The organism is Pandoraea captiosa, from assembly GCF_902459775.1.
Classification (GTDB): Bacteria; Pseudomonadota; Gammaproteobacteria; order Burkholderiales; family Burkholderiaceae; genus Pandoraea; species Pandoraea captiosa.
Genome location: NZ_CABPSQ010000007.1, coordinates 24,298 through 49,605, shown reverse-complemented (window position 1 = coordinate 49,605; position 25,308 = coordinate 24,298). Strand labels below are relative to the sequence as shown.

Here is a 25,308-nt window from a genome sequence, read left to right as displayed (position 1 = left end):
TCGTTAAGTATTCGCTGAATCACCCGGGCACTTGAACTGGTAACAGGATGTTACTTGCCTAAAGTTATGGCGGATAATGCCGTTACACAGGCAGGTTTCTGGGGAAAGCACATGAAAATCGAACCACCCGCCAATCCGTTGAGTGGCGTCGGCGCGGGCAAGGCGACGACCGATCGCGCGACTTCCGGCGCTGTGAGCGCCGACACGAATGCTGCAACGACTGCGAATGTCGGCGGCGGTGCGAGCGTGAGCACGAGCGCGTTGTCGTCGGAGATGCGCGCGTTGCAGGAAGCACTGGCACAGACGGGCACGGCGGATATCGACGTTGCAAAAGTGGCGTCGATCAAGGCGGCCATTGCCAACGGCCAATTGGTGATCGACACCTCCAAGATTGCGGACGGTCTCATTGCGACCGCGCGCGATCTGCTCTCTGCGCAATCGAAGTAAGCCATGACCACTGAAGCCCTGTTGAACGCCCTGTCTGCCGAGACGACTGCCATTGGCACGTTTTCGGCGTTGCTCGGGGAAGAACAGCAGGCTTTGGTGAGCGGCACGCTGGATGCGTTGCCGGAGTTGACCGAGCGCAAAGGGCGCGCGGTCGCCGAACTTTCTGCACTCGGTCGCGAACGCGATGCGCAGTTGCAGGCGCTGGGCTTCACGCCGGACGAAGCGGGTGCAGCGGCCGCCGCGGCGACCGATTCCCGCATCGATACCGCGTGGAAGGCACTGCTCGCGGCTGCCGGTGAAGCCAAGCGGGCCAACGACACGAACGGCCTGCTCATCAATACGCGCCTGACCTACACGCAACAAGCCCTTAACGTACTCTACGGCCCGGGCAACAACGCTCCGCTCTACGGCCCCGACGGCCGTACCACGCCGCGCTCCAGCGGTGGAAGTGTGACGGCTTAAGCGCTGTCAGATCATCCTCAACGACATCGGGCACGGCTTCGTCGTCGATCAGCATTTCTCTGCATTGAGAGGCCGCTCTCGCTTATCAAACGGATCCGTGCTGGTCGCCTGACCGGGTATGCGCACGCAATACAGCCCACTAGCTGTTTGGATCCGTTCTATCCGTGATCCATCGGGTCGGATATAACTGGAAACGGCACCCACGGACTGAGGGCCTTGGCCAATTACGGCATCAAACGCTTGCGCGACTGGGTTAGGAATACCACCCACCGCTGTCGGCATGTGATCGCCCGCTGCGTGGGATTGCCGTGTCACTGCCTCTTCCGCAGTGCCGGATTTTTGTGGCTCGTCGTCGGATCTGACAAAAGACGTCACCGATTCTCGCCAATCGAGCAAAGTCGATGTGAGGTCAGTCTCGGCGTCGGCCATTCCCCGCTCCGGCGAGGACGACGGATCGGTGACGTGTTTATTAACCTGATTGACTCACAGCACGTCTTGTCGGTGCGTCTACGAAAAAGACTGTCAGCGCCCGGGACTCGCCGTGAAGGCTCGAACGCCCGGTCCGTTGCGTCAGCGATAAGATCACCGCCGAATGAAGCAAGACGGATATCGCGACGCCGACAACAAGCGCCATGTGTCGACGCCACCCTCTCTGCATACCCCAGCCTGACGTTTGGCCCACCAGTGAGGTTCGGGCCGGAGCACCGAGCATAGCCCCACATGAGCAAGATCAGAGTTGAGACATTTCCGATAAGTATCGATGCCTATTTCGACGTCTGCGGCCGACTTTGCGAGAGTCCATACGTTTTGAGAACGTGCCCCAAAATCCGACTGAAGTTGAATGACCGACTCGACGAAGTGGCCGCACCCGTGGCTTAGTGCACCCAATGCACAAAGAAAACCCCTCGATCGCGTCTTGATTCGAGGGGTTTGGTTGTGACTCGGTATCGCTAGTTCGCCGACGTCCAAGCCTTCTCACGCAGCGTCGCACGCAGGCGTGAAATCGCCTGGCTGTGCAACTGGCATACACGCGACTCGCTGACTTCGAGCACCGCGCCGATTTCGCGCAGGTTCAGACCCTGCTCGTAGTACAGGCTCATCAGGAGCTTCTCTCGCTCCGGCAGGTGATCGATGGCGTCGACCACACCGCCACGCAGGCCTTCGTCGAGCAACATCGTCAGGGGATCGGCGCCCGGGTCCGCGCAGATGCGGTCGATGAACGGCTCTTCATCCGCCGCTTCGAAATCTTCGTAGTAGATCAGCTGGCAGCCATGCACGTCCTGCAACATCTGCTGATATTCGGTCAACCCGATGGACATCTCGCCCGCAATCTCGCTCTCGGACGGCCCACGCCCGAGCCGCTGCTCCAGCCGCTGCACCGCCTTCTCGATCTCGCGCGCCGTCTTGCGAATGCCGCGCGAAGCCCAGTCCAGCTCGCGCAATTCGTCGAGCATCGCTCCGCGAATGCGCTGGCTCGCATACGTTTCGAACTGCGCGCCCTGCGTCTCCTGATACCGGTTCGCCGCATCGAGCAGCCCCAGCATGCCGGCCTGAATCAGGTCTTCCAGCTCAACGCTGGCCGGCAGCTTTGCCATCAATTGCAGCGCCAGGCGGCGCACCAACGGCGCGTATTGGGTCAGCGTGTCGTTCGTGTCGACCTTCCCGCGCGCGGTATACATGTTTCCCTCCGCTTCCTCTCGACGCGTACCGTGCCGCTCAGGCCGTGTGCGCGCTCATCGCGCCCACGCCATGCGCCATCTCACCACCGCGATCACCGCCGATATCCCCGATCCCCGCCGGTCCTGTCTCGCGAATCGCCAATGGCCAATGCATCACCTGCGCCGCCAACTGACGATACGCGACTGCCGCCGGCGCCATCGGGAAAGCATCGACCACCGCGCGCGTGAGTTGACGCGCGCGCACGACCTGACGATCCGACGGCACATGGCCCGCCAACTCCAGCGACACCGCCAGATAACGGCTCGCCGTCGTGGCAAGATTGCGGCACACCACACGCGCTTCCATATCCTCTGCGCGGTTCACGACCACCCGGAACTGGGCAAGCGCATATTCGAAATGCGCCTGCTTGATCCACGAGTACGCCCCCGTGATCGACGCCGGCTCGCGCCCCAACACGACGACCACGTCGTGCGCATGGGCCGCCAGCGGACTCAACACGCCGCCCGCATGCGTACAATCGACGACCACGACATCAGGCTCTCCCGACGTCAACACCGGCAGCGAGCGCTGCGGATCGATCCGCTCGGGATGGCGATGCGCCACCGGCACCAGCACCACGTTGTCGCGCGTTTGCACACGCACCATGTCAGGCGAAACCCGCCCGGCAATCACGTCGTGAATGTCGCCGCGCAGCGGCAGGCCGAGCGCCGGCGCCGCATGGCCGCTCTCGTCGGCCAGCACGACGTCCTGACCATGGTGGGCCAGCGCACTGGCCAGATTCAGGGCAACACTCGTCTGACCGGCTTCAGGCGCACTCCCCACCACCGCGACGATACGCGTGGTATGGCGCGCCACCAGACGGCGCAGTCCCTCCGCTTGATCGAGTACGAGTTTAACCAAAGCAGGCCTCGCCTGAAGGTTGAGCGGGCGCAAACAGCCCGCTGTAGTTGGGATCGACCCCGCGCACCACGGCCGGCAAGTCTTCCTCGGACGGCACGAACGGCGACCCCGTCACCGGCGCAGACAGCGCCGTGTCGATCAGGAATTGCCGGTCCGCCACGTGCAGATTTTCGGGCACGCGCTGTCCCGTGGAAACGTAATGCACCGGCAAACGGTGGCGAATCACCGTATCGAGCACCGAGCCGAGATTGGTCGTCTCGTCGAGTTTCGTCAGAATACACCCGGCCAGATCGCCACCGCCCTCGGCGCTGGCACTGCGATAGGCATGCACCACTTCATTGAGCGTGTCGCCATGGCTCGTGGCATTGAGCAACAGCAAACGCTGCACCGGCGTCTCGGCGCCGCACAGCATCGCGACCTGCTCGGGCACCGTGCGATCGCGCTGACTCATGCCGACCGTGTCGATGAGCACCATGTGCTTGTTGCGCAGCTCGGTGAGCGCCAGACGCAGGTCCGTCGCGTCCTTCACCGCGTGCACCGTGACACCGAGGATCTTGCCGTAGATACGCAGTTGCTCGTGACCGCCGATACGATAGCTGTCGGTGGTGAGCAGCGCGAGCTTCTCCGCGCCATGCCGCATCACGCAACGCGCCGCGAGCTTGGCCGTGGTCGTGGTCTTGCCCACGCCGGTGGGCCCCATGAGGGCGTACACGCCGCCGCGATCCATCAGTTCGTCTTCGTTCGGCATGATGGGCAGGTTGCGCTTGAGCGCATTCTTGACCCAATCGAGCCCGCTGTCACGGTCGCTGCCCTCAGGCAGATGTTCGAGCAACGCACGCCCGAGTTGCGCCGAAAAACCCGCTGCGAGCAACGTGCGCAGAATCTCGCCTTGCGCGGGAGAGCGACGCTGCTTGTCGTTCCACACCAGCCCTGCCACCTGCTCTTCGAGCAGTCCGCGCATGCTTTGCAGCTCGCCCATCATCGACTGTGCGAATGCGCTTGCCGCCGCCATGTCGTTGGCGGCCGTCGTCTGCGCAGCCGCTGTCGGCACGGTGGCGGCCGGACGGGGACGCGGACGATGCGTGGGCATGTCGCCGCCGGCGAGCGCATCGAGATCCTCTTCCGCCAACGCCACGATTTCGACGCCGTTGGCGACCGAACGGTTGGACAACACGACCGCATCGGGTCCGATTTCCTCGCGAATCTGGCGCAGTGCGTCGCGGCACGTGCCCGCAAAGAATTTCCGAATCTTCACGCTTGACCTCCGATGAGTGCCGTCATTTTCACGTTACGGGTATCTGGCACTTCCGCATACGACAAAACCTTGAGCTGCGGCAGGCTGCGGCGCAGGAAGCGCGAGAGCAGCGAACGCAGCGGATGTTGAACCAGCAATACCGCCGGCAGGCCCTGGCGCTCCTGACGCGCCACCGCTGCCTGGGTTTCACGCAACAGCGTGTCCGCAAGGCCCGGCTCCAGGCCGGTGCCACCGCCGGCGGACAACGCCTGCGTAAGAATTCTCTCGAGATTGGCGTCGAGCCCCACCACCTCCAGATCGCCACTGCCCGGGAACACGCTCTGCGTGATCGCCCGACCGAGCGACAGGCGCACCAGCGCCGTGAGATCGTACGGATCCTGCACGCGCGCGCCGTGCTCGGCGATGGTGTCGATGATGGTACGCATGTCGCGAATCGGCACCTGCTCTTCGAGCAGGTTCTGCAACACCTTCTGCAACGTGGTGAGCGCGATGGTCTTCGGCACGAGATCTTCGATGAGCTTCGGCGCGTCCTTGCCGATGCGCTCGATGAGCTGCTGCACTTCCTGCCGTCCGAGCAACTCGTGCGCGTGGGCGTTGATCAGGTGGTTCAGGTGGGTTGCGACCACGGTGCCCGCATCGACCACCGTGTAACCGTAGGCCTGCGCCTGATCGCGCTGGCCCACGTCGATCCACGTTGCGGGCAGCCCGAACGCCGGGTCGCGCGTCGGCGTGCCTTGCAACGGCGCACTCACCTGCCCCGGATCGATCGCCAGCAACTGACCCGGATAGGCTTCGCCTTCGCCAATGATCACGCCTTTGAGCGTGATGCGATATTGATTCGGCCGGAGCTCCAGATTGTCGCGAATGTGCACCACCGGCGCGAGGAAACCGATTTCCTGTGCGAATTTCTTCCGGATGCCCTTGATACGCTTGAGCAGTTCGCCGTCCTGATTGCGGTCGACGAGCGGAATCAGACGATAGCCGACTTCCAGCCCCAGCGGGTCGACCAGCGCCACGTCGTCCCACGACGCTTCGGCCACTTCGGCCGGCGCCGCTGCGGCCACCGGCGTGGGACGCGTCGCCTGCACCTTGGCGGCTGCCGCCTTGCGGAACTGCCAGCGGGCCAACGCGCCGAGGCCCAGTGCGAGCACCAGGAAGGCGAAATGCGGCATGCCGGGAATCAGCCCCATGAGGCCAAGAATCGCAGCGGTAATGCCAAGCACCTGCGGGTTGCTGAACAGTTGCGAGACGACTTGCTGGCCGACGTCTTCGTCGGTGGCGACCCGCGAGACGACGACACCGGCGGCCGTCGAGATCACCAGTGCCGGGATCTGCGCCACCAGACCGTCACCGATGGTCAGCAGCGTGTAGTTCTTGGCGGCCGTGCCGAGATCCAGATTGTGCTGAACCACCCCGACGATCAGCCCACCGATGATGTTGATCAGCATGATCAGCAAGCCCGCAACGGCGTCGCCGCGCACGAACTTCGAGGCGCCGTCCATCGAGCCGTAGAAATCGGCTTCCTGCGCAATCACGGCGCGGCGCTTGCGCGCCTCCTCTTCGCCAATGAGACCGGCGTTCAGGTCGGCATCGATGGCCATCTGCTTGCCGGGCATGGCGTCGAGGGTAAAACGCGCCCCCACTTCGGCGATACGGCCGGCACCCTTCGTAATCACCATGAAGTTGATGACCACGAGGATGATGAACACCACGATACCGACGGCGTAGTTGCCGCCCACCAGGAAGTGCCCGAACGCCTCGATCACCTTGCCTGCGGCGTCCGGACCGGTGTGCCCTTCGAGCAGCACCACGCGGGTGGAGGCCACGTTCAGCGATAGGCGCAACAGCGTGGAGAACAGCAGCACGCTCGGGAACGCCGCGAAGTCGAGCGGCTTTTGCGTGTACATGCTCACGAGCAGCACCATCACGGCCAGCGCAATGTTGAACGTGAACAACAGATCCAGGATGAACGGCGGCAGCGGAAGGATCATCATGCCCAGAATCATGATGATCAGCACCGGCGCGGCGAGCGACTTCAGATTGCCCCCAAGGAGCATCTGCGAGGTGCGCAGCAGCTGGTTCGCGCGTGGGTTCAGGTTCATTCGTTACACTCGTTTCGGCCCGAGACGCCGGGGCGTATCGAGCTCGGCCGGCACCGGCAGATCCGACGGGGTCATCGGCTCGACGCCGCCCTCGGTACGCCAGCGGCGAAGCTGGAAGACCCACGCCAGTACTTCGGCCACGGCCGTGTACAGCGTGGCCGGGATTTCATGCCCGATTTCCACGTGACGGTGCAGCGCGCGTGCGAGCGGCGGGGCCTCGAGAATGGGAATGCGATGCTCCGCCGCCATCTCGCGGATACGCTGCGCGACCAGATCGGTGCCCTTTGCGAGCACGCGCGGCGCGCGCATGTTGTCCTTGTATTCGAGGGCGACGGCAAAGTGCGTCGGGTTCGTCACGATCACGTCGGCCTTGGGCACGTCCTGCATCATGCGACGGCGCGCCGCCTGACGCTGCAACTGACGAATGTGCGCCTTGACGTGCGGATCGCCCTCGGTCTCCTTGTTTTCCTGACGCACTTCCTCTTTGGTCATGCGCAGCTTCTTGTAGTGCTGCCAGAGCTGGAACGGAATATCGATGGCCGCGACCAGCAGCAGCGACGCCACGATGAATGCGCAGCACACCACGATCATTTCGCCGACATACGGCAACGCCGCACGCGGCGGCTGGGTCATCAGCCCCATCACGGCGTCTTTGTCGCGCGCAATGGCCCAGTAGGCCACCGCCCCCACGAGCACCGTCTTGGCCACCGCCTTGACCAGCTCGATCAGGCCCTGCGTCGAGAACATGCGGCCCAGCCCCTTGAGCGGGTTCAGACGGCCGAAGTTGGGCGCGAGCGACTTGGTCGTGAAGAGCCACCCGCCAAGCGCCATGGGCGCCACGATCGCCGCGATCACCAGCACGCCGAACAACGGGGCGATGACCATGAGCGCATCGGCGCCCGAATGGGCAGCGTTGGAGAGCATGCGATGCGTATCGAGCGCCGTGCCCGGCTCGAACTGCATGCCATGGCGCATCAACTGAGCGAAGCCTTGCGAGATACGGTCGGCCGTCATCCACATGCCGGCCACGCCTGCGGCCAGCAAAGCGAACGTCGAAAGCTCGCGCGAACGCGCGACCTGACCCTCCTCGCGCGCCTTTTCAAGGCGCCGGGGGGTCGGTGATTCCGACTTTTCGAGATCGCTTTCCTCAGCCATGCCCTATCCACAGCGGGCGGACGAACCCACCCTATCGCGACCGATTATGGCCGTAACCGTCAAGTCACAAAGGGGGGAATAGAGGCGGGATTGGGCGGTAATTCATGACAGCGTGCGCCGCCATGCCGTGGGCGTAGGGAAAAGCGCTCGCCGAACGGCACACCGCCAGCCGGCATTCGCGGCTGGCGGCGGGAAAACAGCGGCGTCGCGCAGACGCTGCGCGACTCGGCCGGGCGTCAGAAACCGAGGCTGGCGAGCAGGTCGTCGACCTGCCCCTGATCGGCCACGATGTCGGTGCGACCTTCCTTGTTGATCTGCGGCCCGTTGAGCAGCGAATCTTCGGCTTCCTTGCGTTTTTCGGGCGGGATATTCTCGAGCAGCGTCTGGAGCAGATGCTTTTCGATCTCCTGCACCACATCCATGACCTTCTTGATGACCTGACCGGTCAGATCCTGGAAGTCCTGCGCCATCATGATTTCCATCAGATGGTTGTTGGTCGCGCGGGTATCGTCCGGCACGCGGCGCAGGTAAGTGCGGGTCTCGGTGACGAGCTGGCGCGCGTCTTCGAGTTCGAGCGGCTGGTCGAACCACTTGGCCCAGCGCGCGTCGAGTGCGGTGGCGTCCGCTTCGAGACGATCCTGAATCGGCTTGGCCAGTTCAATGGCCGTCAACGCCCGCACCGCCGCCTGTTCGGTCATGGTGGCGACGTAGTTCAGGCGGTCGCGCGCATCCGGAATGGCGGTAGCGGCCTGTTCCAGTTGCTTGTCCAGACCGAGTTCGCGCAAGTTGTCGCGCAACATGCGGGTCAACTGCCCGATGCGCATGAGCATGCGCTCGGCCGGATCCGCCTCGCCGGTCACATAAGCGCCGTTGGGCTCATCCGGCCATTCCGTGCTCGACTCGTGGGTCACGTTCAGGCCCCCGTTTTTTCCATTTTCTCGAAGATCTTGCCCAGCTTCTCATCGAGGGTCGCGGCCGTGAACGGCTTGACCACGTACCCGCTCGCACCGGCCTGGGCGGCAGCGATGATGTTCTCCTTCTTGGCTTCGGCCGTCACCATCAGCACCGGCAGGTGCTTCAGGTTCGGATCGGCGCGAATCTGCTGGAGCATCGTCAGACCGTCCATGTTCGGCATGTTCCAGTCGGACACCACGAACTCGAAACTGCCGCCGCGCAGCTTGGCCAGCGCCGCCGCTCCGTCTTCCGCTTCGTCCACATTGGAGAAACCCAGCTCCTTGAGCAGATTTCGCACAATGCGGCGCATCGTCGGAAAATCGTCGACGACGAGGAATTTCATGTTCTTATCAACCATCATCACTCCAATTCTGCCGGCCCCCCGCGGGGGGCCGACGCTATTCAGGGGCAAATTCCGCCGTCACTCAGTGCCCTGAGTGTGGACGCAAACCGTCGCGGACCATACGGCGAAAAAACGCCAAAAACCGAACTATACCCGTTGCGTGCGTTCGCCGAATTTCGCGACCTGATGAAGCACTTTTCGGGCCATCTCGTGCAACGGCACCACTTCCTCCGCGCCGCCCATCGCAATGGCCTCGCGCGGCATGCCAAAGACGATGCAGCTCGCTTCGTCCTGGGCGAAGGTGTGTGCCCCGGCGCGGCGCATCTCGACCAGGCCTGCCGCACCGTCGCGGCCCATGCCCGTGAGGATCACGCCAATGGCGTTGCGTCCGGCGTGCACGGCTGCGGAGCGAAACAATACATCGACCGACGGCCGATGTCGATTCACGGGCGGCGCCGGATCGAGCACCGCCACGTAGTTCGCACCACTGCGCGAGAGCTGCAAGTGGGTGTCGCCGCCCGGTGCAATGTAGGCGTGCCCCGGCAACACACGCTCACCGTGCTCGGCCTCCTTGACCGTAATGCGGCACAGCCCGTTCAGGCGTTGCGCAAACGATTTGGTAAAGCCTGCCGGCATGTGCTGCGTGATCAGAATGGCCGGCGCGTCCGGCGGCATCGGCACCAGCACTTCGCGAATCGCTTCGGTGCCACCCGTGGACGCACCGATGATGATCAGCTTTTCCGTCGAGACGAGCGGATTGCGCAGCATCGGTGCGGCTTCGACCGGTGCGGGCGCGGCGCTCTTGGGTGGCGCGCTGCGCACCCGGGCGCGTGCGGCCGCCCGAATCTTGTCGGCGATCATCTCGCCATACTCCAGCATGCCGTCCCGGATCCCGAGACGCGGCTTCGTCACGAAGTCGACCGCGCCGAGTTCGAGCGCACGCATCGTGACTTCCGAGCCGCGCTCGGTCAGCGACGACACCATGAGCACCGGCATCGGGCGCAGGCGCATGAGCTTCTCGAGGAAGTCCAGCCCGTCCATGCGCGGCATTTCGACGTCCAGCGTGAGCACGTCGGGGTTGTGTTGCTTGATCAGGTCGCGCGCCACGAGCGGGTCGGGTGCGGTCGCCACTACGGTCATGTCCGGATGCGCATTGATGATCTCGGTCATCAGGCTGCGCACGAGTGCGGAATCGTCCACGCACAGGACTTTGATTGGTTCGCTCAAGCCTCCTCCATTTTTCGGTTGTCAGGCCCCGGCCGAGGCTTGGCATTTCTGGCCGGTGGCGCAAAGAGTTCTACGGAGCCCCGTACTTCGCGTGCGCGCAAACGCTGCGCGTACGCCTGTTCCCGCTGAACGATGGCCGGATCGCCCCGGTCGCCCAGCTTCTTGACCATCACCCGCCCGGTGCGCGGTAAAAAGCACACCTTGCGCGGATGCGGTCCGAGCAGATCCTGCGCCGTCACGCGAATCTGCTCCATCTCGAGATAACGCAACACGAAGTTCGCGTTGCGATCGCCGATATTCAGTGTGGTCATGCCCGCGAGCACCGCGCCGCCGCCGAAGACTTTCGCCTCCAGACGCTCGCGCCGCGCCCCGAGCTTGATCAGCTCGTTGATGAGCATTTCCATCGCATAGGCGCCATAGCGCATGGATGCCGAGAGTAGCCGATCGCGCTCGCTCTCGCCATCGTCGGGCAGCATGAAGTGGTTCATGCCGCCGATGCCGGTCACGGTGTCGCGCACGCAGGCGGCAACACACGAGCCGAGTACCGTGACGAGCATGATGTCTTCGGTCGTGACGAAATACTCGGACGGCAGCAACTTCACCGCCTGCGTGTTGAACGCATTGTCGAAGTAGTGATTCGTAGCCAATGCTTCGGCCAGTGGCTGTGTCATGTCACGCTCCCCGCGCACCGGCACTGGCCAGTTCGTACACGGTCTGCCCGCGCAGCCGGAATGCCCGGCTCACATAGGTGAAGTTCTCCGAGTGACCGGCGAACAGCAGGCCATCCGGTTTGAGCAAGGGGACGAAACGCTCCAGAATGCGCGCCTGCGTGGCCTTGTCGAAATAGATCATCACGTTGCGACAGAAGATGACGTCGAACGGGCCGCCGATCTGCCACGAGGGCGCGAGCAGGTTCAGCGGCTCGAACGTGACCAGTTGTTGCAGCTCGGGCCTCACCTTGATCTTGCCCGAGTTGGCGCCCGTGCCGCGCAGGAAATGCTTGCGCAGTTGTTCCTGTGTGAGCTTGCCGGTCTGTTCGCCGTTGTAGACGGCGGCCGACGCGCGCGCGAGCACCTGGGTGTCGACGTCGGTCGCGAGCACCGTGGCATTGGGCCGCGAGCCGAGTGTGTCGACGAGCGTCATCGCTATCGAATAGGGCTCTTCGCCGGTCGAAGCCGCGCAGCACCACACCGAAATCGGTTTGGCGCGATTGCGCACGAAGTCGGCAAGCAGCGGGAAGTGATGCGACTCCCGGAAGAACGACGTGAGGTTCGTCGTGAGCGCGTTGGTGAACGACTCCCATTCGCTGTCGCCGGTGTCGGCTTCGAGCATGTCGAGGTATTCGGTGAAGCTCGTCATGCCCAGCGCCCGAAGACGTCGCGCGATGCGGCTGTACACCATCTCGCGCTTGTGTTCGGCCAGCGCGATGCCTGCGCGTTGATAGATCAGGTTGCGAATGCGGCCAAAGTCGGCCAGCGAGAAGGCAAAGTCGCGCTCGCCGGAGAGGGCGGCTCCGCTTGCGCGCGCGAAATCCGCGCTGCGCGAGCCCGCGTCGCCGTCGGAGCCCTGAGCTCCGCGACGCGTCAGATGCGAGGTGTTGCGCGAATCAGTCATGGTTTCTCACTTTGTCACGGCGCACATTGCCTGTCGGCGTCATGTTGGCATCACGCCGCGCGCGCGAGCGGCTGCGGCGTCGGCTCGCGGCGCGTCGCGTGCACTGCGCTCAGGTGGCCGGCGCCGCCCGCTCCCGCCGTCTGGAAGACGGATACCGCAGCGCGCAACTCGTGCGCCTGCGATTCCAGTGCGCCTGCGGCAGCGGCAGCCTCTTCGACCAGCGCCGCGTTCTGCTGCGTGACCTCGTCCATCTGCGTGACGGCACGATTGACCTGCTCAATGCCACTCGACTGTTCGGCGGATGCCGCCGAGATCTCGCCCATGATGTCCGTCACGCGCTTCACTGCCTGCACGATTTCATCCATCGTCTGTCGCTGACGCGCGACCAGCGCCGTGCCGTCCTGCACACGACGCGACGAATCTTCGATGAGCGCCTTGATTTCCTTGGCGGCCGCCGCGCTGCGCTGCGCCAGCGTGCGCACTTCGCCTGCCACCACCGCGAAACCGCGACCTTGCTCACCGGCGCGGGCCGCTTCCACGGCGGCGTTCAGGGCGAGGATGTTCGTCTGGAAAGCGATGCCGTCGATCACGCCGATGATGTCGACGATCTTGGTCGAACTGGCCGAAATGCCGTCCATGGTCTCGCCCACCTGCCCCGACACCTCGCCACCCCGCGTGGCGATCTCGGACGCATTCACGGCAAGCTGGCTGGCCTGCCGCGCGTTGTCCGCGTTCTGACGCACGGTCGCCGTGAGCTGTTCCATCGACGAAGCCGTCTCTTCGAGCGACGCCGCCTGCTGTTCGGTGCGCGCCGACAGATCGGTATTGCCCGCCGCGATTTCATGCGCGGCCGTCGTAATGGACTCCGTGCCCTGACGAATTTGCGAGATGGTCGCGGCCAGCGTGTGCTGCATGCGCTGCATGGCGTACAGAAGGCTGTGCGTGTCGCCAGACGCAAGCGTTACCGGGCTGTGCAGGTCGCCGCTCGCGATGCGATGGGCAATCTCGGCGGCATACTCCGGCTCGCCGCCAAGGCTGCGCTGAACATTGCGAATGATCACGAGCATGGCGACCGTCACCATGCCGCCAACGAGCAGCAGTGCAATGCCGATGCGCACCAGCGAGGCGTAGAAGGCGTCGTCGACATCCTGCACATAGACGCCGCTCATCATGCCCCAGTCCCACGGGGCGAAGTACTTCACGTACGAGACCTTTGCCAGACGCTTTTCGCTGCCAGGCACGCGCCCGTAGTAGTCGACGAAGCCCGACCCCTTGTCCTTGGCCACGCGGGCCATTTCCACAAAGTGCGCCTTGCCGGTCGGGTCCTTGTAGTTGGAGACGTCCTTGTTCACCAGATCGGCAAGCGTGGGGTGCATGAGCACGAACGGCCGGGTGTCGAAGATGACGATATAGCCGTTGTCGCCGTAGCGCATGGCCATCAGGCGCGCCATGGCCTGCTGCTTTGCTTCGTCGACACTGATCTTGCCGGCGGCCGCCTGTGCCGCGTAGTCGCGCACGATGCCGTCTGCGCTGCTCACGACATTCTCCACGGCTGCGCGCCGTTCCGACATCATCGTGCCGCGCTCGTGCCAGGCAGCCCACCCGCCAAGGATCAAAAGTCCCAGCCACATCAGCGCGAGCGCCGACCAGAGTTTTGCCTTGAGACTCAACTGCTTCATGACGTGGGCCCTCCACCACCTGCCGTGCGCGGCGTTGTCATGAGAGACAGTGTGCGCGACGACTTTTGTCTTACCGATTGTTGCGACTTGCCGACACGCGCCCCCGAGTTCCCGGCGGTAAAGCCTTCGCCGGGACAGACGCGTGCTACGTTCCTATAGGTTGCTGCGGTACTGCTGTCGCGAGCGGTCGCGGCGCTCGTATCGAGGCCGCCACCGTCGCGTCATGCTTCATGTTTCCTGCTTCACGCTTCCTGCTTCATGCATGACGCACGATCAAAACGTTTCCCAATCGCCGTTCGCATCGTCCGTGCCGGTACGCGATGCCGCCGGCGCTGCGGCTGCCGGTGCGGGCTTGCGCAGCTGCGCTGCGGGTGCCGCAGGTGCCGTCGATACCTTCGGCGCAGCAGCAGGCGCCGACACTGACGGCGAAGCGGACGGCGCCGCCGCGCGCTTCACGACGGCCGGACGTGCCGCAGGCAGTGCTGCGAGCGCGGGGGCCGCATACCCTGCTGCGGCCTGACTCGCATCTACGCGGAACACCGAGACGGTTGACTTCAGACGGTTGGCCTGCTCTTCGAGCGAACCGGCCGCAGCCGCCGCTTCTTCGACCAGCGCTGCGTTCTGCTGCGTGACTTCGTCCATCTGCGTGATCGCGCGGTTGACCTGCTCGATGCCGCTCGACTGCTCGGCCGATGCCGCCGAAATTTCGCCCATGATGTCCGTCACGCGCTTCACCGCCTGCACGATTTCGTTCATCGTGTGGCCTTGCTGCGCAACGAGCGCCGTGCCGTCCTGCACGCGACGCGACGAGTCTTCGATCAACGCCTTGATTTCCTTGGCGGCCGCCGCACTGCGCTGTGCCAACGTACGCACTTCGCCTGCCACCACGGCGAAGCCGCGACCCTGCTCGCCCGCGCGCGCAGCTTCCACTGCAGCGTTCAGGGCGAGAATGTTCGTCTGGAAGGCAATGCCGTCGATCACGCTGATGATGTCGACGATCTTGTTCGAGCTCGTCGAGATGCCGTCCATCGTTTCGCCGACCTGGCTGGACACCTGACCACCACGCGTGGCGATTTCCGAGGCGTTCACGGCAAGCTGGCTGGCTTGACGCGCGTTGTCCGCGTTCTGGCGCACGGTCGCCGTGAGCTGCTCCATCGACGACGCGGTTTCTTCCAGCGACGCGGCTTGCTGTTCGGTACGTGCCGACAGATCGGTGTTGCCCGCAGCGATCTGCTGCGCGGCCGAGGTGATCGACTCGGTACCCGAGCGCACCTCGGCGACGGTGCGCACCAGACTGTCCTGCATGTGCTTCACGCCCTTGAACAGACGACCGGTCTCGGTGTCGTTCCACACGTCGATGCGCGCCGTGAGGTCGCCGCCGGCAATCTTCTCGAAGTGTTTGATGGCGTCGTTGATCGGGCCGACGATGGCACGCGTGAGCGTGATCTGCGTGACGATGCCCACGATCAGGCCGAGGGCCAGACCGATGCCGACCATCCACATCACCATCGTGTAGCGCGCCTGCGCCGCCAGGTATCGGTCTTCGGCGTTCTTCACCTGCAAGTCCGCCAGCGCGGTCATTGCCTTCGTGTAGTCGGCGAACAGTCGCGGCACGTCCATCACCGTCTTGGCATGGAAGTCGGGAATGTCGCCCGACTCGATCGCCTTGAGGGCAGGCAGAATGCCGTCGTTCGAGACCTTGCCGCGCGCCGCAATCACCGCATCGGCCAGCGCCTTCTCGCCGTCGCTCATCGGCAAGGCGGCGTAGCTGGCCCACGAGTCGTCGGCCTTTTTCAGGTTGTTACGAACGCTGTCGATGGCCGACTTGATTTCGGTCGGGTCGGCGATGAACTCGATACGCGAGAGCGTTACGCGCGCCGCCTGCGTCGAAATCGTGGTCTGGGCGAGAAAGCGCGCCGAGGCCATGTCGTTGGTGTAGATCTCCTGCAACGACGCATTGCTCTGACGCAACGAAACGAGCCCCACCGCAGCGCCGATCACCAGCAGCACCATGAAGAGTCCAAGCGCCAGCGTGAGCCGCGCCCGGATGGTGACATTCTTAAACATAACGACCTCTACCCCGTGAAGACCGGCACGCAGCCGGTATAGCCATCACAACAATCTCGACGCCGACTCGACGTTGATTCGACGTTGATTCGACATTCATCGCACGCTCGCCATCGGCGATTCGTTAAAACTCTTCCCAGTCACCCGCGTCACTGGTTTTGGCGCCCGCCGGGGTTCCCGCCGGTTCGCCAGTCGGTGCCTTGCCACGACGCGCCGCAAGTTGCAGCACCCGGGCATCTTCCTGAGCACTCGGTGCCGCCACCGGTGCGCCTGTCTGCGGGCGACGTGTCGCCGTACGCGTGGCGCCTCCTGCGGCAGCGCGCGCCGGTGCGGCACCTGCTGTCGCGGCCTGCGCCGTCGGGGTCACCTGCGCTGCATGCGCGGCGTTCGCCGTCGCCATCGTGGACTTCGCTGCTGCCTGACGCACGGCCATCGTGTTTTGCTAGGCGTGCGCCTGATGCGCGCTCGGTGCGCCCGCGGCCTGGAACGCGTCGCCGACACGGAAGACGGAGACCGCGTCGCGCAGGCGATGCGCCTGATCTTCCAGCGAACCGGCGGCAGCGGCCGCTTCCTCCACCAGTGCCGCGTTCTGCTGCGTGACCTCGTCCATTTGCGTCACTGCGCGGTTGACCTGCTCGATGCCGCTCGACTGCTCGGCAGACGCCGCCGAAATCTCGCCCATGATGTCGGTCACGCGTTGCACCGCCTGCACGATCTCGTCCATCGTCTTGCCGGCCTGCGCCACGAGGGCCGAGCCGTTTTCGACACGACCGACGGAGTCTTCGATGAGGACCTTGATTTCCTTCGCGGCGGTCGCGCTGCGCTGCGCCAGCGTACGCACTTCGCCCGCGACCACGGCAAAGCCACGACCCTGTTCGCCTGCGCGTGCGGCTTCCACGGCGGCGTTCAGCGCGAGAATGTTGGTCTGGAACGCAATGCCTTCGATCACGCTGATGATGTCGACGATCTTGTGCGAACTCGTCGAAATGCCCTGCATCGTGTCGACCACGTTGCCCACGACCTGACCGCCGCGCGCGGCGATCTCCGAGGCATTCACGGCCAGCACGCTCGCCTGCTTGGCGTTGTCGGCGTTTTGCTTGACGGTCGCCGTGAGCTCTTCCATCGACGAGGCGGTCTGTTCGAGCGAGGCGGCCTGCTGCTCGGTGCGCGCCGACAGATCGGTGTTGCCCGCGGCGATTTCACGCGAGGCGATGTTGATCGATTCAATGCCTTCGCGCACATCGGAGACGATGGACAACAGGCTGTTCTTCATCACCGTGAGGCCGAACAGCAGCTGGCCGATTTCGTCGCGACCGGTGCCTTCGGCCTTGCCCGTGAGGTCGCCTGCGGCGATCTGCTTGGACATGGCGAGCGCCACGCGAAGCGGATGGTTGATCGCGCGGCGCAGAATGCTGCCCAGCAGGAACAGGACCACGATACCGCCGAGCACCGCCGCCACGGTGGCCGCCCGCACGATCGTGTGTTCCTTCTGCGACTGTTGATACAGCTCGGTGGCCTGCGTGAGTTCGAGGCGCGTGAGCGCGTTGAGCTCGTCACGCATCGGGCCGTAGGCCGGCTTCACTTTTTCGAGGTAGGTCTGCTGTGCGCCCTCGGCGGAGCCCACACGCAGCATCTCGACCGTCTTTTGCAGACCGTCGGCCGTAAAACGCTGACGGATCACGTCGAACCGCTCGGCTTGCGCGCGCGTGTTCGCGTCGACCGTCTTCATGTATTCCGCCCACTGGCGGTTGATCTCATCGAGGCTGCCCGCGATTTCGTCACCTGCACGCTTCATCGCGTCGAGGTTGGGACTGCCCACGGCTTCGGCGACCAGCAGCACGTCGCGATCGAGCTTCTGGCCGATGACACCCAGCGTGCTCACCGGCACCATGCCGTTCTGATAGACCTGCAACAGCTTGGTATTGCTGCTCGACACGCCCCACAGACCGAGTCCGCCGACGATGGCGAGCAAGATCGCGCCGAGCACGATGATGCCCGTGAGTCGCGCACGCAGGGTGTCCAGACGCACCCGACGCGCCAGCGCCGCAATGCCACCGCGCTCGACCTGCCCCCCCCGAATGCGCAGATTGCCTGCCTGACCGTTACGGAAGCGCGCGTAGATCTCCTCGGCCTGGGCCGTGGCGCCGGCAGCCGGACGTACGCGCACCGACGTATAACCCACCACGGCATTGTTTTCGAGCGTCGGCGTGACGGTGGCCAGCACCCAGTAGAAGTCGCCGTTCTTGCGGCGATTCTTGACCAGCCCCGTCCACGTGTCGCCGCGCTTGATCGTCTCCCACAGATCGCCGAACGCCTCTGACGGCATGTCGGGGTGGCGAACGATGTTGTGCGGCGCTCCCAGCAGTTCGTCACGCGAATAGCCACTCACCTCCACGAAGGCGGGATTGGCATACGTGATCCGCCCCTTCAGATCCGTCCGAGAGATCAGATACTGATGCTCACCGATGACGAATTCGTTCTGGGTAACGGGCTGGTTATCGCGCACGTGCTCGGTCTCCTTGGACTGGGGTGGATGGGTTATGGTCTGTTAGCAACGCGACGGGTGTCTCGGCCCGCCGTCTTGCGTCATGTCGTCACAGCGTCGGATCAGCTCGCCAGACGCTCGATGAGCGCCATGTCGGCACTGGTCATCAGCTTCTCGATGTCCATCAGGATCAGCATGCGGCCTTCGACCGTGCCCAGACCCGTGATGTACTCGGTGGCCAGCTGCGCGCCGAACTCGGGCGCCGGCTTGATTTCGCCGCGCGCGAGCGTCAGCACGTCGGACACGCCGTCGACCACCATGCCGACCACGCGACCCGCCACGTTCAGAATGATCACGACCGTCTGCGTGTCGTACTCGACGCGGCCCAGACGAAACTTGATGCGCATGTCCACGATCGGCACGATGATGCCGCGCAGGTTGATCACGCCCTTGATGAAGTCGGGCGCGTTGGCGATGCGCGTGACGGCGTCGTAGCCGCGAATTTCCTGCACCTTCAGAATGTCGATGCCGTACTCCTCTTCACCCAGCGTGAAGACGAGAAATTCCTGACCGTCGCCATCGGTCTGCATAGCGCCTGCGTGGCGCGACACGGCCTGCTCTTGCGAAAGGTTGTCCATCTAACGCGTCTCCGACTTCAGTTGAAGATGGTGGCAGCGGCCGAGCGCTGACCGCGCTGGAGCGCCGCCACATCGACGATCAATGCCACACTGCCGTCACCCATGATGGTGGCGGCGGAAATACCGTGAATACGGCGGTAATTGGTTTCGAGGTTCTTCACCACGACCTGCTGCTGACCGACCAGCTCGTCGACGAGCAACGCAAAGCGCCGGCCTTCGGCCTGAAGGATCACGATGATGCCCTGCGTCGGGTCGAGACGCGCGTCGGGTACGTCGAAGGCGCGGTACAACTCCACGAGCGGCAGGTACTCGCCGCGCACCAGCACGACCTGACCCTCGCCGGTCACGGCGCGAATGTCGTCGCGACGCGGTTGCAGCGACTCCATCACGAAGTTCAGCGGCAGGATGAAGATCTCCGGGCCGACCTTGACGGACATGCCGTCGAGAATCGCGAGCGTGAGCGGGAGCACGATACGGATCGTGGTGCCCTTGCCGCGCGTGGACAGAATCTCCACGTGGCCACCCATTTGCTGGATGTTTCGCTTCACGACGTCCATGCCCACGCCGCGGCCGGACACGTCCGTCACCGCTTCGGCGGTCGAGAAACCCGGTGCGAAGATCAGTTGCCAGACTTCCTCGTCCGGCATCGAATCGGACACGTTCATGCCTTGCTGCAACGCCTTGGCGAGGATCTTCTCGCGACGCAGACCGGCGCCGTCGTCGCTCACCTCGATGACGATGTTGCCGCCTTGATGCGCGGCTGAAAGCACCAGTTGGCCGACCGGATCCTTGCCCGAGGCCACACGCAGTTCGGTGGTTTCGATGCCGTGGTCGAGACTGTTGCGCACCAGGTGCGTGAGCGGATCGATGATGCGCTCGATCAGGCTCTTGTCGAGTTCGGTCGCCTGACCGAACGTCACGAGTTCGATCTGCTTGCCCAGCTTGGTCGCGAGGTCGCGCACCAGACGCGGGAAGCGCGAGAAGACGTAGTCCATCGGCATCATGCGAATGGACATCACCGCTTCTTGCAGATCGCGCGCGTTGCGCTCTAGCTGGCCCATGCCGTTGAACAGGCGATCGTGCAGCATCGGATCGAGGCTGCTCGCGGTCTGTGCGAGCATGGCCTGCGTAATCACTAGCTCGCCCACGAGGTTGATGAGCTGGTCGACCTTTTCCACACCCACGCGAATCGAGCTGTTCTCGTGGCCGGCCGCGCCACCGGCTGCCGGCGCGGCGGCGCGCTTTTCGGGCGGGTGATGTGCACCGTTGCCGTTGCCGCTACCGCTGCCGGCGGCTGCCTGCGGTGCCGCAGGCGGCACGACGATCGGCTCTGCCGCAGGCGGCGGCGCGACGATCTCGGGCGCGGGCGCGGCTGCAACGGGGACTTCGATCGGCGCGGAGGCGGTGGCTGTCGTTGCTGCGGTCGCGGCGCTCGATTCAGCCGATTCAGCCGGTGCGGCGAAAATTTCGGCGGTCTGCGCGGGCGCCGATACCGGCGCGGATACCGGCGCGGGTTCCGGGGTTGCGGCAGCGGACGCCGCCGCTGCCGATGCGTCCTGCACGTCGATCTGCGACGGTTCGATCACGAAGCAGCACACGGCGAGAATGTCGTCCGCACCGCAGGTGGTGTCGAGCCACAGGTGCAGGGCATCGCCCACGGATTGACGGCCCGAGACGGTACCGAGGTTGCCCAGTTCTTCCGCGAGCAACGCCTGGTCCTTTTCGCCGACGCCGGTGAGCGTGACCTTCAGGCGCGTCTGGCCCGGGGGCACGGCGCCGCTCGGCGCACCGCTGGCGTCCGTTGCAGATTCGGACGACGCAGACGAGGCAGCGGGTGCAGGCGCCGTCGCGGCAGCGGCCGGTGCCGCCGGTGCCGCCGTCGCTGCGGGCGTGGCCGCCGGCGCCGGTGCGCCGTCGCTTTCCGCGGCAAGTTGCTGCAGCACGGCGCAGATGCGCTTCATGGCCTCGGCGTCGGGTTCACTGGAGGCGCGGTAGGCATTCAACTGTTGATGCAACACGTCTTTGGTTTCCAGGAAGGTATCGACCATCTCGGTGCGCAACTGCAATTCGCCGCGACGCGCGCGATCGAGCAGGTTCTCCAGCAGGTGCGTGGTCTCGGTGAGTGCGGTGAAGCCGAACGTCGCGGCGCCGCCCTTGATCGAATGGGCAGCCCGGAAGATCGCGTTCAGTTGCTCGTTATCGGGCGCGCTGACGTCGAGCGCCAGCAGGAGATGCTCCATCTCCGCGAGCAACTCTTCCGCTTCATCGAAAAAGGTCTGGTAGAACTGGGTGATATCCACCGGTTTCCTCGTCCTAACTTGGTTGTGCCATCGACGCCGTCGACTTCATCGTCATGCGCCTTCGCCGACGAGCGAACCGACCACGTCGACCAGTGCTTCGGGATCGACCGGCTTGATCAGCCAGCCGCTGGCGCCCGCTTCGCGGGCGGCCGTCTTGTAGGCGCCGTCGACTTCCGTCGTCAGCACCAGAATGGGCGTCTCGGCGAACGCGTCGAGCTCGCGCAGCGCGCGAATGAGCGACAAGCCGTCCATGCCGGGCATGTGCTGATCGGTCAGCACCAGATCGAATACGGCGTTCGACGCCAGCGCCAGCGCTTCCTGTCCGTCGCGGGCAGTCGTCACCGCATAGCCGGCTTCGTCGAGCGTGGCCGCCAGAATCTGTCGCATCGACGCGGAATCGTCGACGGCGAGAATCGTGTTGCGATTGGCCTGCATGCGTCTCCTCTTGTCAGTTATCGCGCTGACGCGCCCGGCACCGTGGGGGCTGACGGCGGCGCCGGCGGTGCCGGCATGCCAGGCAGGGCCGGCAGCTCGCCGCTGACTGCGGCGCTCACGGCGTTACTGCCCGCGCCGCGTGCGTTCGCGGCGTCGATTGTCGGTTGATCGACTTCGTGCTTCACCGACTGTTCGGCGCGGCGGTTGAGCACGATGATGCTGATGCGGCGGTTGATCGGGTTGAACGCGTCGTCGCGATCGAGCGGGACGGTCGATGCGAGTCCCACGACACGCAGCACCTTCTCGCCGTCCAGACCACCGGCGATCAACTCGCGACGCGAGGCGTTCGCCCGATCGGCCGACAGTTCCCAGTTGCTGTAACTCTTGTCGCCCTGCGCGTACGCCGTGGCGTCGGTGTGGCCCGACAGGCTGATGCTGTTCGGCACGCCATTGAGCGATTTGCCGATCTCGCGCAGGATGTCGCGCATGTACGGCTGCACCTGCGCACTCGCGTTGGCGAACATCGGTCGGTTCTGGTCGTCGACGATCTGGATGCGCAGACCTTCGGTCGTCACGTCGATGAGCAGTTGCTTGCGGAACTGTCTGAGCGTGGGGTTACTTTCGATCGCTTTCTCGATGCGCGCTTTGAGTTCGCGCAAACGTTGTGCGTCGGCACGCTCGGCCATCTCGGCCGTGGTGGCCTGCCGTGAGCGCACCTGATCGCCTCGCGACTTCTGTCCGTCGGTACGTGTGGTGTCGGCGCCGCCGCCCGGAATCACGCCGGCGTTGTCGGCAGCATTACGTCCGCCCGTGAGCGCGACCTTGAGCGGCGTGCGGAAGTACTCTGCAATGCCGGTCAGTTCCTTGCTGCTCACCGAGCTGAGCAACCACATCAGCAGGAAGAACGCCATCATGGCCGTCATGAAGTCGGCGTAGGCAATTTTCCACGCGCCGCCGTGATGGCCGTGTCCGCCGGCTTTGCGGCGCTTGACGATAATGGGCCGCTCTTCTTTCTCGCTCATTGCACTTGCCCGTCAACGTGACTTGACCTGCCGCACGTGCTCTTCGAGCTCCGCGAACGACGGACGGACGGTGGAATACAGCACCTTGCGGCCGAACTCGACCGAGAGGGCCGGGGCATAGCCGTTCAGGCTGGCAAGCAGCGTGACCTTGATGCACTCGTAGAGCTTGACCGACTCATTGATGCGGTGCTCGATGAGTTGCGCCAGCGGCGAGATGAAACCGTAGGCAAGCAGAATGCCGAGGAAAGTGCCGACAAGCGCCTGGGCAATCAGCGCACCGAGCACGGCCGGCGGCTGATCGGCGGAGGCCATCGTGTGCACAACCCCCATCACGGCCGCCACGATACCGAACGCGGGCATGGCGTCGCCCGTCTTTTGCAGACAATGCGCGGGGACTTCGCCCTCGTGGCGATACGTTTCGATTTCGTGATCCATCAGGTTCTCGATCTCGAAAGCGTTCATGTTGCCGCTGACCATCAGTCGCAGATAGTCGGTGAGAAATTCCATGATGCGCGGCTCGCCGAGAATGCGCGGATATTGCGAGAACACCGGGCTGGACGCCGGGTCTTCCACGTCGCCTTCGATGGCGAGCATGCCGTCCTTACGCGCTTTGGCGAGCAGCACGTACAAGAGCGCCATGAGCTCCATGTACAGCTCTTTGGTGTATTTCGAGCCCTTGAACAGCATCGGCAGCGCTTTCATCGTCGCCTTGATCGCCTTGCTGTTGTTGCCCACCACGAACGAGCCGACGCCCGCGCCACCGATGATCAGCAGCTCGGTCGGCTGAAACAGCGCGCCCAAGTGGCCCCCGCCAATGACGAAGCCGCCAAAGACCGATGCCAGAACGATGATGTAACCAATGACGACAAGCACTGCCGGATACCTCTCGCAAAAATACGTCTACGGAAAATTGTCCTTCCTGTTCAGAGGGCTTAACGGCAGACACGCAGGGAAACTGTAGGGGAGGGATAACCTCGATTCGTCTCAATTCACCTTGGCAGGAAGGCCCGCTCAGGCGGCCAGCGGGGAAATGTCCTTGCCCGGCGCAACCGGCGTCATGGCGGGTGCCACAGCCGGCGCCAGATCGGCAGCGTGCGCGTGCTTGGCTTTTCGGGTCTTGCCCGCGCGCGACGGCGGCTGGCACAGACCGCAAACGTACTGGCCATGCGGTTCATGCGCGTGCGTGACGAAATGACCGCCGCAGCGCGTGCACGGCGTCATCTGCAACATCTTGCTGTCGAAGAAGCGAACGAGCGTCCATGCCCGCGTGAAACCGAGTACGGCTTCCCATCCGTGCAATTCCACGTGCTCCAGATAAAGGCGATACGCCTTCACGATGGCCTCGATGCCCTGGCAGCCGCCGTACTGAACGAGGTGACGGTAAATGTTGTGGAAAAGCGACGAATGGATGTTGGGCAACCAGGTCACGAACCAATCGGTCGAGAACGGGAGCATGCCCTTGGGCGGCGAAGCGCCTTTGAGCTCTTTGTAGAGCTTGATAAGCCGGTCGCGGCTCAGGCTCGTTTCCGCTTCCAGCAACTGGAGGCGGGCGCCGAGTTCGATCAGCTCGATAGCCAATTGGATTTCGCGGGCTTCGAGGACGACGCTTTTGGTACGCATATACAGGCTTCCTGGCAAGTCACGCCCAGCGCCGCCCCGCTAAAAACCACAGGAGGGCGCATGGCGTGCGTCGCGTATGTCGTACGTTCAGCCGATCTGCTCGACGGGCTGGCCCGCGAGAAGAATCGAAGCGTGTGACTGCTGCATACCCACGTCTTTCGCACCGTGCGTGAGGCTGGAGAGAATCACGTGGTCGTCGAATCGAAATCGGCACAGAAGCTGATTCGACCCCGCGAATTTGACGAGTTGAGCGAGTGTGAGACTGCCGAGCACGTCGGCGAGCTGATCGCTGATGCCCAGGCGGAACATTGCCGCCGCGCGATCCTCACGGATCAGGCGCTGAGCCAGGACTAGGTAGGAGAGATTCAACTCACGAATCTCATTCAGTGTTTCGCTGTTTCGCATGCGGCCCCCCGGCGCAATGGATGAATCTGGCGGTACTACTGTCTATTCCCTCGCATTGTGGACAAGGGCGAAAGATAAAGAAATCGGAGAAAAACTACAGAGAGGAGCAAGAAAAGCGGAAGTTTTTTGTAGGAATTTTTCCTACATGAGCGGCGCGCAGGGACCCTACGACGCGCTCGGGGGGAACGTTCGATGACGAAAGCGCTGCGCTTCATGAAAGCGTCACGAAGCTACGCTCTACTACTTGACTGTATTTCGGCGGGCTTCCGCCGAACTTTAGCCATCCTTGCAAAAAATTTCAGGGGGCTTTCGCAAGGGATTGCTGGATCGTACTTTGCCTATTACGCGGGCACTGGAACAGCGCAATTACAAAGTGTTACAGATGTAGTGCAGCGCGCCGAATTTCCAGTTTGGAAGGGACTTTCCGGTTTCGGTTCCCCTATATCCCGCAAAACGCGAAGGATGCGGATCGCGGAAGCCGTCTGATCGGGTCGCCGGGAGCGCCCGGGGGCCACTGG

Annotated in this window: 24 protein-coding genes; 3 read left to right on the top strand and 21 right to left on the bottom strand. The window is 63.9% G+C overall.

The window, feature by feature from the left end:
• Positions 1–111 precede the first annotated feature (111 nt).
• Entirely contained in the window at positions 112–447 is a 336-nt protein-coding gene (gene flgM, locus PCA31118_RS17725) for a flagellar biosynthesis anti-sigma factor FlgM (protein ID WP_150626435.1), read from the top strand.
• A gap of 3 nt (positions 448–450) precedes the next feature.
• Complete coding sequence (locus PCA31118_RS17720) at positions 451–909, top strand: flagella synthesis protein FlgN (protein ID WP_150626434.1); 459 nt, start codon at positions 451–453, stop codon at positions 907–909.
• Positions 910–1,859: 950 nt separating this feature from the next.
• On the opposite strand, the gene PCA31118_RS17715 is transcribed toward PCA31118_RS17720, so the two are convergent.
• The 21 genes from PCA31118_RS17715 to flhD all read right to left on the bottom strand — a co-directional run bounded on the left by PCA31118_RS17715 (position 1,860) and on the right by flhD (position 24,790).
• The gene (locus PCA31118_RS17715) at positions 1,860–2,588 is read right to left on the bottom strand and encodes an RNA polymerase sigma factor FliA (protein WP_150578064.1); all 729 of its coding nucleotides are present in this window, start codon (positions 2,586–2,588) and stop codon (positions 1,860–1,862) included.
• Between the two features lie 37 nt (positions 2,589–2,625).
• Positions 2,626–3,489, bottom strand: coding sequence for a MinD/ParA family ATP-binding protein (locus tag PCA31118_RS17710; protein ID WP_150626433.1), 864 nt, complete (start codon positions 3,487–3,489; stop codon positions 2,626–2,628).
• Entirely contained in the window at positions 3,482–4,744 is a 1,263-nt protein-coding gene (gene flhF / locus PCA31118_RS17705) for a flagellar biosynthesis GTPase FlhF (protein WP_150626432.1), read from the bottom strand. The genes PCA31118_RS17710 and flhF overlap by 8 nt, the downstream gene beginning before the upstream one ends.
• Positions 4,741–6,801 (bottom strand): flagellar biosynthesis protein FlhA, encoded by a 2,061-nt coding sequence (gene flhA, locus PCA31118_RS17700; protein WP_425495377.1) that lies wholly within the window; start codon positions 6,799–6,801, stop codon positions 4,741–4,743. The genes flhF and flhA overlap by 4 nt, the downstream gene beginning before the upstream one ends.
• 48 nt (positions 6,802–6,849) lie before the next feature.
• Positions 6,850–8,001 carry a flagellar biosynthesis protein FlhB gene (flhB, locus tag PCA31118_RS17695; RefSeq protein ID WP_150626430.1) on the bottom strand — a complete coding sequence of 384 codons (1,152 nt, stop codon included), beginning with the start codon at positions 7,999–8,001 and terminating at the stop codon, positions 6,850–6,852.
• A 236-nt stretch (positions 8,002–8,237) separates the two neighbouring features.
• Positions 8,238–8,861, bottom strand: coding sequence for a protein phosphatase CheZ (gene cheZ, locus PCA31118_RS17690; RefSeq protein ID WP_281356277.1), 624 nt, complete (start codon positions 8,859–8,861; stop codon positions 8,238–8,240).
• A 53-nt stretch (positions 8,862–8,914) separates the two neighbouring features.
• Positions 8,915–9,313, bottom strand: a complete 399-nt coding sequence (gene cheY, locus PCA31118_RS17685) for a chemotaxis response regulator CheY (protein WP_044457477.1) — start codon at positions 9,311–9,313, stop codon at positions 8,915–8,917.
• Positions 9,314–9,445: 132 nt separating this feature from the next.
• Positions 9,446–10,525: a protein-glutamate methylesterase/protein-glutamine glutaminase gene (locus PCA31118_RS17680; RefSeq protein WP_072617536.1), complete on the bottom strand. Its 1,080-nt coding sequence runs from the start codon at positions 10,523–10,525 to the stop codon at positions 9,446–9,448.
• Positions 10,522–11,196: a chemoreceptor glutamine deamidase CheD gene (cheD, locus tag PCA31118_RS17675; protein WP_150626429.1), complete on the bottom strand. Its 675-nt coding sequence runs from the start codon at positions 11,194–11,196 to the stop codon at positions 10,522–10,524. Before cheD ends, PCA31118_RS17680 begins: the two co-directional genes overlap by 4 nt.
• Before the next feature lies 1 nt (position 11,197).
• A complete protein-coding gene (locus tag PCA31118_RS17670) occupies positions 11,198–12,139 on the bottom strand; it encodes a CheR family methyltransferase (protein ID WP_150626428.1) in 942 nt (313 codons plus the stop codon).
• Positions 12,140–12,189: 50 nt separating this feature from the next.
• Positions 12,190–13,818 carry a methyl-accepting chemotaxis protein gene (locus tag PCA31118_RS17665; protein ID WP_150626427.1) on the bottom strand — a complete coding sequence of 543 codons (1,629 nt, stop codon included), beginning with the start codon at positions 13,816–13,818 and terminating at the stop codon, positions 12,190–12,192.
• Between the two features lie 273 nt (positions 13,819–14,091).
• On the bottom strand, positions 14,092–15,885 hold the full coding sequence (locus PCA31118_RS27520) for a methyl-accepting chemotaxis protein (protein ID WP_150626426.1): 1,794 nt from the start codon (positions 15,883–15,885) through the stop codon (positions 14,092–14,094).
• A 124-nt stretch (positions 15,886–16,009) separates the two neighbouring features.
• Entirely contained in the window at positions 16,010–16,318 is a 309-nt protein-coding gene (locus tag PCA31118_RS17655; protein WP_150626425.1) for a hypothetical protein, read from the bottom strand.
• 9 nt (positions 16,319–16,327) lie between these two features.
• Entirely contained in the window at positions 16,328–18,391 is a 2,064-nt protein-coding gene (locus PCA31118_RS27515; RefSeq protein WP_150626424.1) for a methyl-accepting chemotaxis protein, read from the bottom strand.
• A gap of 101 nt (positions 18,392–18,492) precedes the next feature.
• The gene (locus PCA31118_RS17645) at positions 18,493–19,008 is read right to left on the bottom strand and encodes a chemotaxis protein CheW (protein WP_044457480.1); all 516 of its coding nucleotides are present in this window, start codon (positions 19,006–19,008) and stop codon (positions 18,493–18,495) included.
• Between the two features lie 17 nt (positions 19,009–19,025).
• Positions 19,026–21,308, bottom strand: a complete 2,283-nt coding sequence (locus PCA31118_RS17640; RefSeq protein ID WP_281356270.1) for a chemotaxis protein CheW — start codon at positions 21,306–21,308, stop codon at positions 19,026–19,028.
• A gap of 51 nt (positions 21,309–21,359) precedes the next feature.
• On the bottom strand, positions 21,360–21,743 hold the full coding sequence (locus PCA31118_RS17635) for a response regulator (protein WP_044457482.1): 384 nt from the start codon (positions 21,741–21,743) through the stop codon (positions 21,360–21,362).
• Positions 21,744–21,760: 17 nt separating this feature from the next.
• Entirely contained in the window at positions 21,761–22,765 is a 1,005-nt protein-coding gene (gene motB, locus PCA31118_RS17630; protein WP_150626423.1) for a flagellar motor protein MotB, read from the bottom strand.
• 12 nt (positions 22,766–22,777) lie between these two features.
• Positions 22,778–23,638 (bottom strand): flagellar motor stator protein MotA, encoded by an 861-nt coding sequence (motA, locus tag PCA31118_RS17625; protein ID WP_044457484.1) that lies wholly within the window; start codon positions 23,636–23,638, stop codon positions 22,778–22,780.
• 138 nt (positions 23,639–23,776) lie between these two features.
• Positions 23,777–24,385: a flagellar transcriptional regulator FlhC gene (gene flhC, locus PCA31118_RS17620; protein WP_150626422.1), complete on the bottom strand. Its 609-nt coding sequence runs from the start codon at positions 24,383–24,385 to the stop codon at positions 23,777–23,779.
• 87 nt (positions 24,386–24,472) lie between these two features.
• Entirely contained in the window at positions 24,473–24,790 is a 318-nt protein-coding gene (flhD, locus tag PCA31118_RS17615; protein WP_023598340.1) for a flagellar transcriptional regulator FlhD, read from the bottom strand.
• Between the two features lie 192 nt (positions 24,791–24,982).
• Between flhD and PCA31118_RS17610 the strand changes: the two genes are divergently transcribed.
• Entirely contained in the window at positions 24,983–25,276 is a 294-nt protein-coding gene (locus tag PCA31118_RS17610; RefSeq protein ID WP_150626421.1) for a hypothetical protein, read from the top strand.
• The last annotated feature ends 32 nt before the right edge of the window (positions 25,277–25,308 follow it).

Excerpts from the sequence above, each read along its gene's own strand:
- cheD (WP_150626429.1), bottom strand. The coding sequence starts at position 11,196 with ATGACACAGCCACTGGCCGAAGCATTGGCTACGAATCACTACTTCGAC.
- PCA31118_RS17665 (WP_150626427.1), bottom strand. The coding sequence starts at position 13,818 with ATGAAGCAGTTGAGTCTCAAGGCAAAACTCTGGTCGGCGCTCGCGCTG.
- flhA (WP_425495377.1), bottom strand. The coding sequence starts at position 6,801 with ATGCTCCTTGGGGGCAATCTGAAGTCGCTCGCCGCGCCGGTGCTGATC.
- PCA31118_RS17720 (WP_150626434.1), top strand. The coding sequence starts at position 451 with ATGACCACTGAAGCCCTGTTGAACGCCCTGTCTGCCGAGACGACTGCC.
- PCA31118_RS17715 (WP_150578064.1), bottom strand. The coding sequence starts at position 2,588 with ATGTATACCGCGCGCGGGAAGGTCGACACGAACGACACGCTGACCCAA.
- PCA31118_RS17645 (WP_044457480.1), bottom strand. The coding sequence starts at position 19,008 with ATGGACAACCTTTCGCAAGAGCAGGCCGTGTCGCGCCACGCAGGCGCT.
- flhC (WP_150626422.1), bottom strand. The coding sequence starts at position 24,385 with ATGCGTACCAAAAGCGTCGTCCTCGAAGCCCGCGAAATCCAATTGGCT.
- PCA31118_RS17610 (WP_150626421.1), top strand. The coding sequence starts at position 24,983 with ATGACGAAAGCGCTGCGCTTCATGAAAGCGTCACGAAGCTACGCTCTA.
- PCA31118_RS17635 (WP_044457482.1), bottom strand. The coding sequence starts at position 21,743 with ATGCAGGCCAATCGCAACACGATTCTCGCCGTCGACGATTCCGCGTCG.
- PCA31118_RS17670 (WP_150626428.1), bottom strand. The coding sequence starts at position 12,139 with ATGACTGATTCGCGCAACACCTCGCATCTGACGCGTCGCGGAGCTCAG.
- flhD (WP_023598340.1), bottom strand. The coding sequence starts at position 24,790 with ATGCGAAACAGCGAAACACTGAATGAGATTCGTGAGTTGAATCTCTCC.
- PCA31118_RS27520 (WP_150626426.1), bottom strand. The coding sequence starts at position 15,885 with ATGTTTAAGAATGTCACCATCCGGGCGCGGCTCACGCTGGCGCTTGGA.
- flgM (WP_150626435.1), top strand. The coding sequence starts at position 112 with ATGAAAATCGAACCACCCGCCAATCCGTTGAGTGGCGTCGGCGCGGGC.
- motB (WP_150626423.1), bottom strand. The coding sequence starts at position 22,765 with ATGAGCGAGAAAGAAGAGCGGCCCATTATCGTCAAGCGCCGCAAAGCC.
- PCA31118_RS17655 (WP_150626425.1), bottom strand. The coding sequence starts at position 16,318 with ATGGCCGTGCGTCAGGCAGCAGCGAAGTCCACGATGGCGACGGCGAAC.
- cheY (WP_044457477.1), bottom strand. The coding sequence starts at position 9,313 with ATGGTTGATAAGAACATGAAATTCCTCGTCGTCGACGATTTTCCGACG.
- flhB (WP_150626430.1), bottom strand. The coding sequence starts at position 8,001 with ATGGCTGAGGAAAGCGATCTCGAAAAGTCGGAATCACCGACCCCCCGG.